The 13,024-nt window shown below is 63.5% G+C and carries 11 protein-coding genes and 1 pseudogene; 5 read left to right on the top strand and 7 right to left on the bottom strand.

The window, feature by feature from the left end; translation table 11 throughout:
• Positions 1-101 precede the first annotated feature (101 nt).
• Together QD208_RS14325 and QD208_RS14320 are read left to right on the top strand one after the other, a co-directional pair.
• Complete coding sequence (locus QD208_RS14325) at positions 102-1,052, top strand: TatD family hydrolase (protein WP_279837228.1); 951 nt, start codon at positions 102-104, stop codon at positions 1,050-1,052.
• A gap of 48 nt (positions 1,053-1,100) precedes the next feature.
• A complete protein-coding gene (locus tag QD208_RS14320) occupies positions 1,101-1,667 on the top strand; it encodes a hypothetical protein (RefSeq protein ID WP_279837226.1) in 567 nt (188 codons plus the stop codon).
• 616 nt (positions 1,668-2,283) lie between these two features.
• On the opposite strand, the pseudogene QD208_RS14315 reads toward QD208_RS14320, so the two are convergent.
• From QD208_RS14315 to QD208_RS14295, 5 genes and pseudogenes are all read right to left on the bottom strand, one after another.
• A pseudogene (locus QD208_RS14315) lies at positions 2,284-3,438 on the bottom strand (DEAD/DEAH box helicase); the annotation flags it as partial.
• 216 nt (positions 3,439-3,654) lie between these two features.
• A complete protein-coding gene (locus QD208_RS14310) occupies positions 3,655-4,191 on the bottom strand; it encodes an HPP family protein (protein WP_043335366.1) in 537 nt (178 codons plus the stop codon).
• Between the two features lie 113 nt (positions 4,192-4,304).
• Complete coding sequence (locus QD208_RS14305; protein ID WP_244994992.1) at positions 4,305-6,113, bottom strand: iron ABC transporter permease; 1,809 nt, start codon at positions 6,111-6,113, stop codon at positions 4,305-4,307.
• A 141-nt stretch (positions 6,114-6,254) separates the two neighbouring features.
• A complete protein-coding gene (locus QD208_RS14300) occupies positions 6,255-7,301 on the bottom strand; it encodes a Fe(3+) ABC transporter substrate-binding protein (RefSeq protein WP_225347558.1) in 1,047 nt (348 codons plus the stop codon).
• Between the two features lie 235 nt (positions 7,302-7,536).
• The gene (locus QD208_RS14295) at positions 7,537-8,109 is read right to left on the bottom strand and encodes an elongation factor P hydroxylase (protein ID WP_279837223.1); all 573 of its coding nucleotides are present in this window, start codon (positions 8,107-8,109) and stop codon (positions 7,537-7,539) included.
• Positions 8,110-8,487: 378 nt separating this feature from the next.
• Between QD208_RS14295 and QD208_RS14290 the strand changes: the two genes are divergently transcribed.
• Together QD208_RS14290 and QD208_RS14285 are read left to right on the top strand one after the other, a co-directional pair.
• Positions 8,488-9,927 (top strand): MATE family efflux transporter, encoded by a 1,440-nt coding sequence (locus QD208_RS14290; protein WP_240548781.1) that lies wholly within the window; start codon positions 8,488-8,490, stop codon positions 9,925-9,927.
• A 317-nt stretch (positions 9,928-10,244) separates the two neighbouring features.
• The gene (locus QD208_RS14285) at positions 10,245-10,979 is read left to right on the top strand and encodes a hypothetical protein (RefSeq protein ID WP_052384769.1); all 735 of its coding nucleotides are present in this window, start codon (positions 10,245-10,247) and stop codon (positions 10,977-10,979) included.
• 41 nt (positions 10,980-11,020) lie between these two features.
• Here the strand turns inward: QD208_RS14285 and tusA are convergent, their stop codons facing one another.
• Positions 11,021-11,266: a sulfurtransferase TusA gene (tusA, locus tag QD208_RS14280; RefSeq protein ID WP_054555155.1), complete on the bottom strand. Its 246-nt coding sequence runs from the start codon at positions 11,264-11,266 to the stop codon at positions 11,021-11,023.
• 62 nt (positions 11,267-11,328) lie between these two features.
• Here tusA and QD208_RS14275 point away from each other — a divergent pair, with 62 nt between their 5' ends.
• The gene (locus QD208_RS14275) at positions 11,329-11,613 is read left to right on the top strand and encodes an antibiotic biosynthesis monooxygenase (RefSeq protein ID WP_043335322.1); all 285 of its coding nucleotides are present in this window, start codon (positions 11,329-11,331) and stop codon (positions 11,611-11,613) included.
• A gap of 124 nt (positions 11,614-11,737) precedes the next feature.
• Here the strand turns inward: QD208_RS14275 and rlmM are convergent, their stop codons facing one another.
• Positions 11,738-12,811 (bottom strand): 23S rRNA (cytidine(2498)-2'-O)-methyltransferase RlmM, encoded by a 1,074-nt coding sequence (gene rlmM, locus QD208_RS14270; protein ID WP_131431318.1) that lies wholly within the window; start codon positions 12,809-12,811, stop codon positions 11,738-11,740.
• Positions 12,812-13,024: the final 213 nt, after the last annotated feature.

Below are 13,024 nucleotides of genomic sequence, written 5' to 3'. Positions count from 1 at the left end.
CCGCCTGGCATGCAGCGCTATCGAGTGCCAGGCCGACGGGCTGTTGCCCAGCCTTGCGCTGTCACGTGTCTTCTCCCTCCCCGCGATCCCAAGGGTGTCCGATGTCCGCGCTTCCCACGCATGCCGATCCTGCCTCCCTGCCCTACTATGATAGCGAGCGGCTGTCCGACGAGACGCTTGCCGCCTTGTGTGACGACCTTGAACTCGGCGAGGCCGATATCGCGGCCGCGCTGACGCTGCTGGCACCGGAGCTGCGTTTCGCCAGCCCCTCTGCGCTGGTCGACATCGGCGTCAACCTGACGCATGAGAGCTACGCGCGCGACATCGAGGGCACCTTGCTGCGAGCACGCGCGGCGGGCGTGAGCCAGCAGATCCTGACCGGCACCAGCCTGGATGGCTCGCGTGAGGCCCAGGCGCTGGCGGCTCGCTATCGTGGCCTTTCTGCCACCGCCGGTGTGCATCCGCATGATGCCAGCCAGTGGAACGACGGCGTCGAACGCGGCATCCGGGAGCTACTGGCGCAGCCGGAGGTCGTCGCGGTGGGGGAATGTGGCCTCGATTTCAATCGCAACTTCTCGACGCCCGCCGAACAGGCCCGAGCGTTCGAAGCGCAGCTGACACTGGCCGCCGAGACAGGCCTGCCGCTGTTTCTGCATGAACGTGACGCCGGTCGCCAGATGCTCGAGATGCTCAAGCACTGGCGCGACGATATCGGTCACGCCGTCGTGCATTGCTTCACCGGTGAGCGCGAGACGCTCTACGGCTATCTCGATCTCGACCTGCACATCGGCCTGACCGGCTGGCTGTGTGATGAGCGCCGAGGCGAACACCTGCGCAGCCTGTGCCGCGAGATTCCCCTCGAACGCCTGATGCTGGAAACCGATTGCCCCTATCTGGTACCGCGCAATCTGCCCGCCAAGCTCAAGGGGCGCCGTCATGAACCCTCACTGCTGGTGTGGATCATGGCGGAGGTCGCGGCGCTGCGTGGTATCGACATGGAAGAACTCGCAGAGGCCACCACCGCCACTGCCACACGCTTCTTCCGCCTGTAATCGGCATCAACGACTTTCCCTGCACGCTTCCCTGCTCTGGACATCACCATGCACGAATATGAACCCGAAACAGGGGACTTCCCCGCATTCATCGCCGTCGAGACCGGCGAGGACTCCAGTCTGCCGCTGGCCATCGCCTGGGCGCTGCCCGATGGCCAGATGAAGCATGTGCTGATCCAGCCGGATGACGAATGGCTGGATGGCGAGATGCTGGAGCTGGGCGACTACAGCCTGGACGACCTGCGCAGCTTCGGCGTCAGCCCCCTCGATGTGCTCAAGGAGCTGGAGCAGGACTACTACCAGACCACGCTCTATACCACCGGCGTCATGGATGACGAGCAGGCACTGGCCCGCCTGTTCGACGCCTACAACATGGACCCCTTCATCGAGTTCGCGCCGGCGGAAGGCCTCTACCCCGAGCTTGCCCCGGGTGACTGGGCGCGCGAGCGCAACAACATGCTGTTCGAACAGGGCCTGCAGCCCTTCCGCCCGGACAACGAGGTGCTGGTGATGCTGGCCATCCATACCCGCCTGCGCGGTGATGGCGTGCGTGGCGAGCAACACATCCAGGGCACTGGCCCGGATTACGAGATCGACTGGGAAGAAGACGTCTGATCAGACGCTCCTGCTCCTGACACGCAAACGCCCCGACAACCGCAAGGTTGTCGGGGCGTTCTCATTCAAGCCTTGGCCTCTACGGCGCGGCTCAGCCGTTGGAGCGGCCACCACCGTTGCCACCGCTGGAGCGATTGCGACCACCACGTGAGCGGCGACGCGGACGCTCATCATTGCTCGGCGCATTCGGCGCACGGTTGCCGTTCACCTCCGGCTGCGGCGCGACGCGATTGCCATCGACTTCACGCTGCACCGGTGCACGGTTGCCGCGGTTGTCATCATCGACACGCGCAGTCTGCTGAGGCTGACCACCAGTGCGCTGGCCGCCAGTACGCTGGCCGCCAGTACGCTGGCCGCCCGAGCGCGCGCCGCCAGAGCGCTGGCCGCCAGAACGCTGACCTTCAGAGCGCTGACCGCCAGTACGCTGACCTTCAGAGCGCTGGCCGCCATTGCCACGACCTTCACCAGCAGGCTTGCCGCCAGTGCGCTGGCCGCCAGAACGCTGGCCGCCATTGCCACGGCCTTCACCGGCAGGCTTGCCGCCAGTGCGTTGGCCGCCAGAGCGCTGGCCACCACGCGGCTGACGCGGCTCACGTTCCGGCTCGACATCGACTTCCGGCACGAAACCTTCCACTTCGACGCGCTTGAGCTTGCCCTTGAGCAGACGCTCGATGCCGCCGAGTTCCTTGCGCTCATCGCTGGAGACCAGCGAGATGGCACGCCCACTGGCGCCGGCACGGCCGGTACGTCCGATGCGGTGCACGTAGTCTTCCGGCACGTTGGGCAGTTCGTAGTTGACGACCTGCGGCAGCTGCTCGATATCCAGACCACGCGCCGCGATGTCCGTCGCGACCAGCACTCGCACTTCGCCGTTCTTGAAGCCGGCCAGTGCCTTGGTACGCGCATTCTGGCTCTTGTTGCCGTGAATCGCCGCAGCACTGATGCCGGACTTCTCGAGCTTGGTCGCCAGACGGTTGGCACCGTGCTTGGTACGGGTGAAGACCAGCACCTGGTGCCAGTTTTCCTTGATGATCAGGTGCTTGAGCAGTGAAGGCTTGTGGCTCTTCTCCACGGTGTGGATATGCTGCTCGACCTTCTCGGCCGTGGTGTTGCGCGGGCTGGCTTCCACCGCCACCGGGTCATTCAGCAGCTTGTTGGCCATGCCGCGAATCTCATCGGAGAAGGTCGCGGAGAACAGCAGCGTCTGACGCTTGGTCGGCAGCAGCTTGAGCAGACGACGGATGTCGTGGATGAAGCCCATGTCCAGCATGCGGTCCGCTTCATCCAGCACCAGCGTCTCGAGATCGGAGAAGTCGATGGCCTTCTGGGAGTGCAGGTCCAACAGGCGGCCCGGCGTGGCGGTCAGGATCTCGACGCCAGAGGACAGGCGGCTGATCTGCGGGTTGATCTTCACGCCACCGAATACCACGGCATTGCGCAGCTTCAGGTGACGGGAATAGGCAGTGACGTTCTCGTCGATCTGCGCGGCCAGTTCACGCGTAGGCGTGACGATCAGGGCCTTGATCTTGCGGGCACCCGTGGGAGCGCTCTGTGAGAGGCGCTCGACCAGCGGCAGGGCGAAACCGGCAGTCTTGCCGGTACCGGTGCGCGCGGCAGCCATCACATCACGGCCTTCCAGCACGGCAGGAATCGCACCTGCCTGGACGGGAGACGGCGTGGAATAGCCCATCTCGGCGATCGCTTTCAGGACAGGAGCGGACAGCCCCAGGGAGGCAAACGCCGGGACGGAATTGGCAGTAGTCTCAGTCATCAATATCTCTTCGGCTGACCGGCCACGTGCTGGTCGATCATTAAGGAATGGCGCCTGGCCGGGCACGTGCCGGGAGAGGGAGCGAGGCGTATCAGGCGCAGAAAAGAAAGAGTCGGTCAGAGGGACCTCATCCGGCTGCTGCCAGTCGCTCGCGTCAGGCGATGGCCCAGTCTACCATCTTCCGCCGTCGCCTGCAGAAGCGTGCATCCGATGGGTTCAATGCCAGTGCAGCGGATAGCGGCGATGACGCGCCAGATTGTTGATCAACACCGCCAGCACCAGCATCGCCAAGCAGCCAAGCCCCACCGGCAACAGAGCGTACCAGTAGCCCAGCTCGTGCAGCGGCTGACCGCCGATCACCGCGATCAAGGCCGTGGCGCCGCCCGGTGGGTGCAGGGTGTGCGTCAGCTGCATGACCAGCAGTGCCACCGAAACCGCCATGGCGGCCGCCAGCCAGCCATCGCCCAGCCAGTGATAGCAGGCGACACCGACCAGTGCCGACAGCATGTTGCCGCCCAGCACATTGCGCGGCTGGGCCAGCGGACTGTGCGGCGCACCGTAGAGCAGCACCGAGGTCGCGCCGAAGGACCCCACCAGCAACAGCGAGCTGACCGCCAGGTAGTGCGAGGACAGCCAGCCGATCAGCGCCATGCCCAGAAAGGCCCCGAGCCACGACCACAGGGCATCGGCAACATGCGGCCTGCCCCGCTTCAGGGGGCCACCACGCATCTTGGCTACGTAAGGCTTGAGCATCGTGCGAACCATCTCCGGCGTTGTCCTGTCAGTGTCGAGCGCTGCACCCTAGGCGATCTCCACACGAGGGACAACTCTCATATGGCAATAAGCTGATGCCGACGCTGTCTTCATCATGACTCGCTGCGCGAGGCCACGATGGTGCGCGAGATCACGATCACCGGCAGGATGCCGACCACCACGATCACCAGCGCCGGCAACGCCGCCTGCTCGAGCATTTCATCCGAGGCGTACTGATAGACGTGGGTGGCGAGCGTGTCGAAGTTGAAGGGCCGCAGCAACAAGGTGGCCGGCAGCTCCTTCATGGCATCGACGAACACCACCAGCGCCGCGGTCAGCAAGCCGGGGCGGATCAAAGGCAGGTGCACCCGGCGCAGTGTCGAGAAGGTGTTCTCGCCCAGCGAGCGCGCCGCCATGTCCATCGAGGGCGTGACCTTGTCGAGACTCGATTCGATGGAACCCGCGGCGATGGCGAGGAAGCGCACCACATAGGCGATGATGATCGCGCCCATCGTCCCCGTCAGCAGCAGACCGCTGGAGAACCCGAAGTTGGCGCGCAGGAAGCTGTCCAGCGCATTGTCGAAACCGGACAGCGGCACCAGCACGCCCAGCCCCAGCACGGCGCCCGGCATGGCATAACCGAGACTCGAGAGCTTGAGCGCCTGCTGTACGCTGGCGGTGCGATCCAGCCGCTTGGCGTAGGCCAGCAGTACCCCGATGATCAGCGTCAACACGGCAGCACTCACCGACAGCATCAGGCTATTGAGCGCGTAACCGGCGAAGTCCGGCGTCCACGACTCCTCGAAGTAGCGAATGGCATGCCGCGTCAGCAGGCCCACCGGCAACAGGAAGCCGAACAGCAGCGGCAGCAGGCAGGCCAGTGTCGCCAGCCCGGCGCGCCAGCCATGCAGGGTCGGGCGACGATAGCGACGATAGCGATCGCCCTTGCCGAACTGACGCTGCCGGCGCCTGGCATGTCGTTCCAGCCAGATCAGCGTGACCACGAAGATCATCAGGCACAGCGCGATCTGGGCCGCACCGCGCAGGCTGCCCATGTTGAGCCACACATTGAAGATGCCGGCGGTCAGCGAACGCACCGCGAAGTAATCGACGGTGCCGAAATCATTGAGCGCCTCCATCATCGCCAGCGCCAGACCGACGGCGATCGCCGGGCGTGCACTGGGCAACGCCACGCGCCAGAAGCTCTGCCAGCCATTGCAGCCCAGGGTGCGGCTGGCATCGCGCAGTGACGGTGATTGATCGAGAAATGCCGAGCGCGCCAGCATGAAGACATACGGAAACAGCACCAGCGACAGCATCAGGATGGCGCCACCCAGACTGCGTATCTCGGGGAAGTAGTAATCCTGCGGCGAGTCCCAGCCGAACAGCGCACGCAGCGCGCCCTGGAAGGGGCCGGCATACTCGAAGACATCGGTGTAGATGTAGGCGATGACGTTGGCGGGAATCGCGAACGGCAGCAGCAATGACCACTCGAAGGTGCGCCGCAGCGGGAACTGATACATGGTGGTCAGCCACGCCGATACCACGCCCATGCTGCCGCTGAGCACTGCCACCCCGGCCACCAGCGCCAGACTCGTCATGACGTAATCAGGCAGCACGGTGGAGACGAGGTGCGGCCAGATGCCGTCACCGGCCTGATCACTGCCATCATCGCCGAACAACGCCAGCCAGATGACGGCCAGCACCGGCATCACCACCAGCGCGGCGACCCCCCAGGCCGTCGCGAACCACCCCATGTGAGTACCCAGGCGCCGCTGACGACGTCTTATCGCCGCGTCTTCGGCGACTGACGTGCCGTGAGTCGCGCGCTCCAGGGCGAGCTCCGTCGCGCTGGTTGCCGTGCAGGCTTCCTCTTCAAGGCTCGCACCTCGCTTTGCCAACAGCCGCTTGCCTTGCGTCATCTGTTCTTCCTCACTGACCTGCCAACTGCAATTGCGTCTATTTTACATTGTTCACTCAAACGAAGAGGGGCTGTCGCTTCGCGACAGCCCCTCTTCGTTCATGACATCCCACCCGATGGCTTACGCCAGCGGTGAGTGCCGTTACTGGTTGAAGCCGACTTCATTGACCATCTGAGCAGCACGCTTGCGGTATTTGGCGACCTCGGTCAGCGAGAGGTCATCCTGCTTGAACTCGCCCCAGGACGTCAGCAGCTCCGAGCTTTCGGCAGCCGGGTTGGCCGGGTACTCGAAATTGACCTCGGCATACATGTGCTGGGCGGTCTTCTCGGTCAAGAAGCGCATCAGCTTGAGCGCATTCTCTTCGTGCGGCGCGTACTTGGTCATCGCCATGCCGGAGATGTTCATGTGCGTGCCGACACCGTTCTGGTCCGGGAATTCGATGCGTGCCTTCTCGGCCCACGGACGCTGCTCGTCGTTGTCGAGCATCTTGCCGTAGTAGTAGCTGTTGCCGATGGCCACGTCACAGACGTTGTCACGAATCGCCTTGATCTGATCGCGGTCCCCGCCCTGCGGCTTGCGCGCCAGGTTGTCCTTGAAGCCTTCCAGCCATTCGCGGGTCGCTTCCTCGCCGTTGTGGGCGATACGCGAGGCGATCAATGCCACGTTGTAGGGGTGATCACCGGCACGCGAACAGACACGGCCCTTGAGGCTCGGGTCCGCCAGGTCGTCATAGCTTGCGACCTGACCGGCCTCGAGGCGCTCGACGCTGGTGTAGAGCACGCGGGCACGGGTGGTGATACCGAACCACTGGTTGTCAGGACCGTGATACTGCTCGGGCAGGTTGGCTTCGATGACGTCGTCATTGACGCTCTTGACCAGCTCTTCGTCGACCAGCTCCTGCAGGCGACCGATATCCACCGTCAGCAGGACGTCAGCCGGCGTGTTGCGACCCTCACGCTTGAGACGCTCGGCCAGACCCTGCTTGGCGAATACCACGTTGACCTTGACGCCGGTCTCCTCGGTGAACTCCTTGAGGAACGGCTCGATCAGATAGGCCTGACGATAGGAGTAGACGTTCACCTCTTCCTGGGCTTGCGCCGGCATGGCCGTGACAGCCGTCACGCCGACCAGCGCACTCAACAACAGCTTGCGAGCGGAGGATGCAGAAATCATGGATACAGCAGTCATCGAATACCCCTGTTCAAGGTGTCCTGTCCTGACGAGGACTGCCATGAGCAGACCTGCAGGCCAGTAAAAGCGGAACCATTGTGTCAATGCGAATCATTCTAATCACAAAGCCCTGACACCTGCAACGTGAGTGCAACGCTGATTTGCAGATAATGCAATCCGGCTAAGGTAGGCGAGTTCCGGGAGGCAAGCCCAGCGGGCGACGCCACTGCCGCCTGGCATGCACAGGAAGGCTTCACGCCAGTCGGCCGTCCTCCCCCACCGCAGGCAACAGGGGCCTGGCATGGGCGATGGCCTGCTCAAGCGGCATCCCCTGCTGCCAGACATCGGCGAGTGCGTGGCGGAAGGCAGCGGCCCGGGCGGGCAGGCCGCGCTGCTCGACATCGGCGGCGCGCTGCATCACACGTTGCGCGAAGGCGTCTCGATCCACCTCCAGCTCAAGATTGTCGACGCTGACATGAAACGGCTTGCCCACCGCCCGGTGAAACAGCAGCTCCAGCGCTTGCGGCGCGACCTCGACACTCTCGAAGGCGCGCTGCTGCTCGGCGTCGCGGCCATCCGGTGCATACCAGTAGCCGTAATCTTCCTCGAGCCGCCGTCTGGCGCCTGCGATGCACCAATGACTGATCTCATGCAGCGCGCTGGAAAAGAAGCCACGTGCCAGATAGATGCGGTGATAGCCAAGCTCTGATTCCGGGACATGCCTGCCTTCCCCCTGCATGCCGGCCGGAAGATACAGCGGCTCTTCAGGATCACAGCGCAGCAAGGTGTTGAAGGTGTCGCCGAACAGGCCGTCGAACAACGCCATCAAGGTGGCGAGGTCATGCGCACGACGGGGGCTCCCGCAGGCGGAATCAGAGCAATGGACGGCAGGTAGGGACTCATGGGACGACACGGCAATTCTCGGCAAGCGCTGGCAGTGTGTGGGCATTCGATGGCGGCAGGAAAACCTGCTCTGTCGGATGGCTCATTGTACGTGGCTAGCGTATAGCGCGTCATTTCAGCTGACAGTGTCGCTCACAGCCGTGATAATTCATCAGCTTGCGTTCATGAAACCTGCTTATCTGCTAGGATGGCGCGCCAAGCAAGAATGATTCTCGATTACTAGCAGGAGCCTGCCGTGCCCCCCGCCGATTCATCCACCCCCTCCAAGCCTCAGACGGCCCCCGGTTCTCCGCCTCCGCCACTGATTCCCCGCGTCAGAGCGGAAACCTCACGCCTGCTGACCCTGGCGCTGCCGATCTGTGGCGCGCAGCTGGCACAGGCAGGCATGAGTGCCGTGGACGTGTTGATGACGGGACGTTCCTCGGCCACGGACCTGGCAGCCGTGTCGGTGGGCTCAAGCCTGTGGGTGCCTCTGCTGCTGCTGATGGCGGGTACCCTGATGGGTCTGACGCCGGTGGTCGCGCAATTGATGGGGGGCAATCGCAGCGGTGAGGTGCGTGGTAACGTGCATCAATCGCTGTGGATCTCGCTGGTGCTCGGCAGCCTGTCCGGGCTTGCGCTGTGGTATCTGGCCGCGCCGATCTTCACCCTGATGGAGGTGCCTGAGGCCGTGGCCGAGCAGGCGACCCTCTACCTGATGGCCATCGCCTGGGGCATGCCGGGTGCCGCCTTCTATCAGGTCCTGCGCGCCTACTCGGACGGCATGAACCATACCCGCCCGGCACTGATCATCAGCCTGATCGGCCTGATATCGAACATCCCGCTCAACTACGTGCTGATCTACGGGTCTGCGGGCGTGGATGACCTGCTGGGGATCACCCTGCCGGGACTGTTGGGCGACATCCCCGCCATGGGCGCCGCCGGCTGCGGTATCGCCACCGGCCTGGCGATGTGGATCATGTGCCTGAGCATGTTCGCCTACACGCGTTACAGCAGCGCGTATCGCGCCGTGGCGCTGTGGTGCCAGCCCAGCGCCCCCCACTTCAAGCAGATGGGCGAACTGCTCAAGGTCGGCCTGCCGATCGGGATAGCGATCTTCTTCGAGGTCACGCTGTTCACGGTCATCGCCCTGTTCGTGGCCAGCTTCGGCGAGATCAAGGTCGCGGCGCACCAGGTCGCGCTCAACTTCACCTCGCTGCTGTTCATGCTGCCGCTGTCGATGGCGATGGCCCTGACCGTGCGCGTCGGCCACACCATCGGCCGTGGCGACATGCGCGAAGCACGTTTCGTGGCCTGGAATGGCGTGGCCTTCTCGCTGGTGGTGGCGCTGGTGAATGACATCGTGATCTGGGTACTGGCCGAGCCGGCCGTGGCGCTCTACACCAGCAACCTCAAGGTCCAGGCCCTGGCCATGTCGCTGATTACCCTGGCGATGCTCTATCAGGTCTCGGATTCCCTGCAGGTCGCCATGGCAGGCGCACTGCGCGGCTTCAAGGACACGCGCATCATCATGCTGATCACCATGTTCGCCTACTGGGTGGTCGGGCTGGGAGGCGGACACCTGCTGGGCGTCGGCAGTGAGGCCTTCCCGATCTCGCCCTGGTCCATCGAGCAGATGGGCGTCTATGGCTACTGGATCGGCATGGTGGCCGGTCTGACCGTGGCGGCGCTGCTGCTCGGTTGGCGCCTGTGGATCATCGCGCGCCGTGGCGTGCGTGACGAGGCATTGGCGAGCCAGTGACGCCTGGCGGATAGCGCCTGCATCTCAGCCTGCATCCCAACAGGAAGCACGGCCTGGATACTGGGCTGACAGCTGCCTGAGTCGCCTTGATGAGCAAGCCCCGCGACACCCGACAGGGTGACGCGGGGCTTTTGCGTTTAAACACGAAAAAGCTGATAGACGGTCATTTCGTCCAAGGAGGGGTTACCGTCAGGGCTCTGGCTGTGCTAATGGTTATTCAAGGCAGTGCTCTCTCGCTGACGACACACATGGCAGAAGCGAGAGAACGCACCAGCACACGCCGAGGACGATCGACAAGCTGCTGAGGAGGGTTCGTCATGGGCGTACCAGTATCTTCCCCCCGCTCCGCCAAGGTCATCGACCTGAGTGTCATGCGTGACAGGATGCGTGCACGACGTCGTATTCTCCGGCTGGCGCCGGAACACGACGGGTTGGAAATGCTCTATCAGCTCGACAGCGATCCGGACAGCTATTACAGCATTCCGGTACTGGCCTGGGGGCTGCGCGAGGATGGTGAAGTCGTCGGCATGGTGCCGTGGATGGAGGGGCTGATGCCCTGCCACGAGCTGGAAGACCCCCAGCAGGGGCATTTCGTCGGCTATCGCGACCCGGAAACCGACGAAGTCTTCATGCTGGCGCCTGACCACAAGGTGTTCGAGCTCGAACATGCCGCGGCCTATTACGACTATGAAGTCTCGGACAAGACGACGCTGCTGCAGCAACTGCCGGACACGCTGGGTACCCATGCGCTGTGCATGACCAACGGCGAGACACAGTGGCAGCTCAAGCAGGTCTTCGGCTGGCGTCTCTACAGCGATGGCAACATCGAGGCCTTGCTGGTCGATGAGGCTCGCGTCACCCAGACACCCGTGCTGGCCGGCGACGACTGCCTGTACCCGGGGCGCAGCCGGCATGATGTGGTCTATTTCTTCCAGCGCGCCATCGCCAATCAGATTCGCGAGCAGGACCCGGCGACGCTGGAGGCTCTCGCGCTGATGATGACCGGCGAGAGCGACCAGGTCTGCGTCGAGGTCCATGACCGCGAAGCCTGAGGACCAGTCATGGCCAGCGACTCAGCGGCTGCGGATGGCGCTCAACTGATGCGGATGTAATACAGGAACTGTTCCGGCGTCTCGTGGCTCAGCTCCAGGGTGTGGCCGAGAAAGGCGCAGAACTTGGGCACATCACGGGTGGTGGCAGGGTCGGTCGCCACCACCCGCAACAGATCACCCGAGGCAAGCTCACGCACCTTGTTGTGCAGCATCATGATGGGTTCCGGGCAATACAGGCCACTGGTTTCCAGTTCGGCATCGGCCTCGGGCAATGTGATATCGGTCATCGAAGACTCCTGACAATCCTGCCGCCCTGGCTGGCGGCACGTACAAAAAAGGGGAGACAGGCATGATCAAGGTTCTGATCGAACGGCATATCATGCCGGGACTGGAACAGGATTACGAACAGGCCTCGCGTGAAGTCGTACGCGAGGCCACGCATGTCCCGGGCTTCATCTCAGGCGAGAATCTGATGGAAACCGGCCGCGCGGGTCACCGCATCCTGATCACCTCATGGCGCGATGCACGAGCATGGCAGGAATGGTCGGTCAGTCCGGCCAGAGATCGCATGATGGCGCGCCTGGCGCCCATGCTATCCCAACCGGAGCGGATAATCCTGCTGGAGCATACCTGAGCGCACCTCTCCGGCGAGCGAAGGTATCAGACGCCCCCATACAAGAACCCCACGGCCTGTACTGGCCGTGGGGTTCTTGTATGGGGCATGTGCCACTCGTGCATGCTGATTGAGCAACAGCCAATCAGTGCGTGATGCGCACGTGCACAGTGACCTCTTCACGGTCGTGATACAGATGACGACAGCGAATCTCGGCACCGACGTTGGAGCGCTCGAGACTGGCGGCCAGATAGTCAAGGCAGCGAGAGACTTCCTTCCAGCGCTGCTTCATCGGCAGCTTGAGGTTGAAGACGGCCTCGTTGCACCAGCGCTTCTTCAGCCAGCGCTCGACCATCTCGGTCACACGAATCGGCTTGTCGACGATATCGCAGACCAGCCAATCCAGGCGCAGCGGCGGCTCCCAGGTGAAGCCGTCTTCCTTGAGATGCTCGACCTGTCCTGTCGCCATCAGGTCCTTGTTCATCGGACCATTGTCGATCGCGAACACGAACATGCCCTTCTCGACCAGCTGGAAGGTCCAGCCACCCGGGGCGGCACCGAGGTCCGCTGCCTGCATGCCAGTGGCGATGCGACGCTCCCACTGATCGCGCGGCACGAATTCGTGCCACGCCTCTTCCAGCTTGAGCGTGGAGCGGCTGGGCGCACGACTCGGCGAACGCAGGTGACGAATGCCATTGGCATACTCGCTGCGGTTGCCCGGGAAGCTCATGCCCAGCTGGACTTCATCGCCATCCGTCCAGAAGACATGCAACGCCCGACCACCGGCCTTGCGGCGCAGGGCACCCCGCTTCTTGAGCGCGGACTCCAGCGGGCGACCGACGGCCTTGCCCAGCCCCGACAGTGCCTTGCCATCATTGGTATCCGGCATCTCGTGGCGGATCTCCTCGAAGCTCCAGCCGGCGTCGACCACCTGCTGCAGAATCGGCGAGACACGATTCTCCCGCGACATGCCGACCAGCGGCTCCAGCGCCACCAGGGTCTGACGAGCGAAGACCAACGCCTGTAGCGGCATGTCACGATGCAGGGCATTGGCGGGCTCATCACCCGTCACCACATAACGCACGAAGCCACTGTCGCGTGCCGCAATCGGATAACCCGGCGTGCCGATATACGCCGCTTTCTCGCTGACTTCTGCGGCCAGGTCAGCCTCGAAGCCAGGGCGGCAATACAGCAACAGTTCTTGAGGTTGCATCATCATCTCCAATACAGAAGGCTGGGGAGTCTAGCCTCTCGCCTCTGCCTTCTACAAGCGTGCATGTACGTGATGGGGCTGTGACAACGCTCAGGCCGTCGTCATGGGCGCAGCAGACGCCTCACGAAGCGCGTACGTCTCTTGCTTTGCGCAACTTTTCTCACCACAAAGAGAACCGCCCCTGCAGCAAGGCTACAGGGGCGGTTCGGGATAAGTGCC

Origin of the sequence: Cobetia sp. 29-18-1 (assembly GCF_029846405.1) — a bacterium.
Taxonomy (GTDB): domain Bacteria; phylum Pseudomonadota; class Gammaproteobacteria; order Pseudomonadales; family Halomonadaceae; genus Cobetia; species Cobetia amphilecti.
This window is presented reverse-complemented; position numbering and strand designations above follow the sequence as displayed.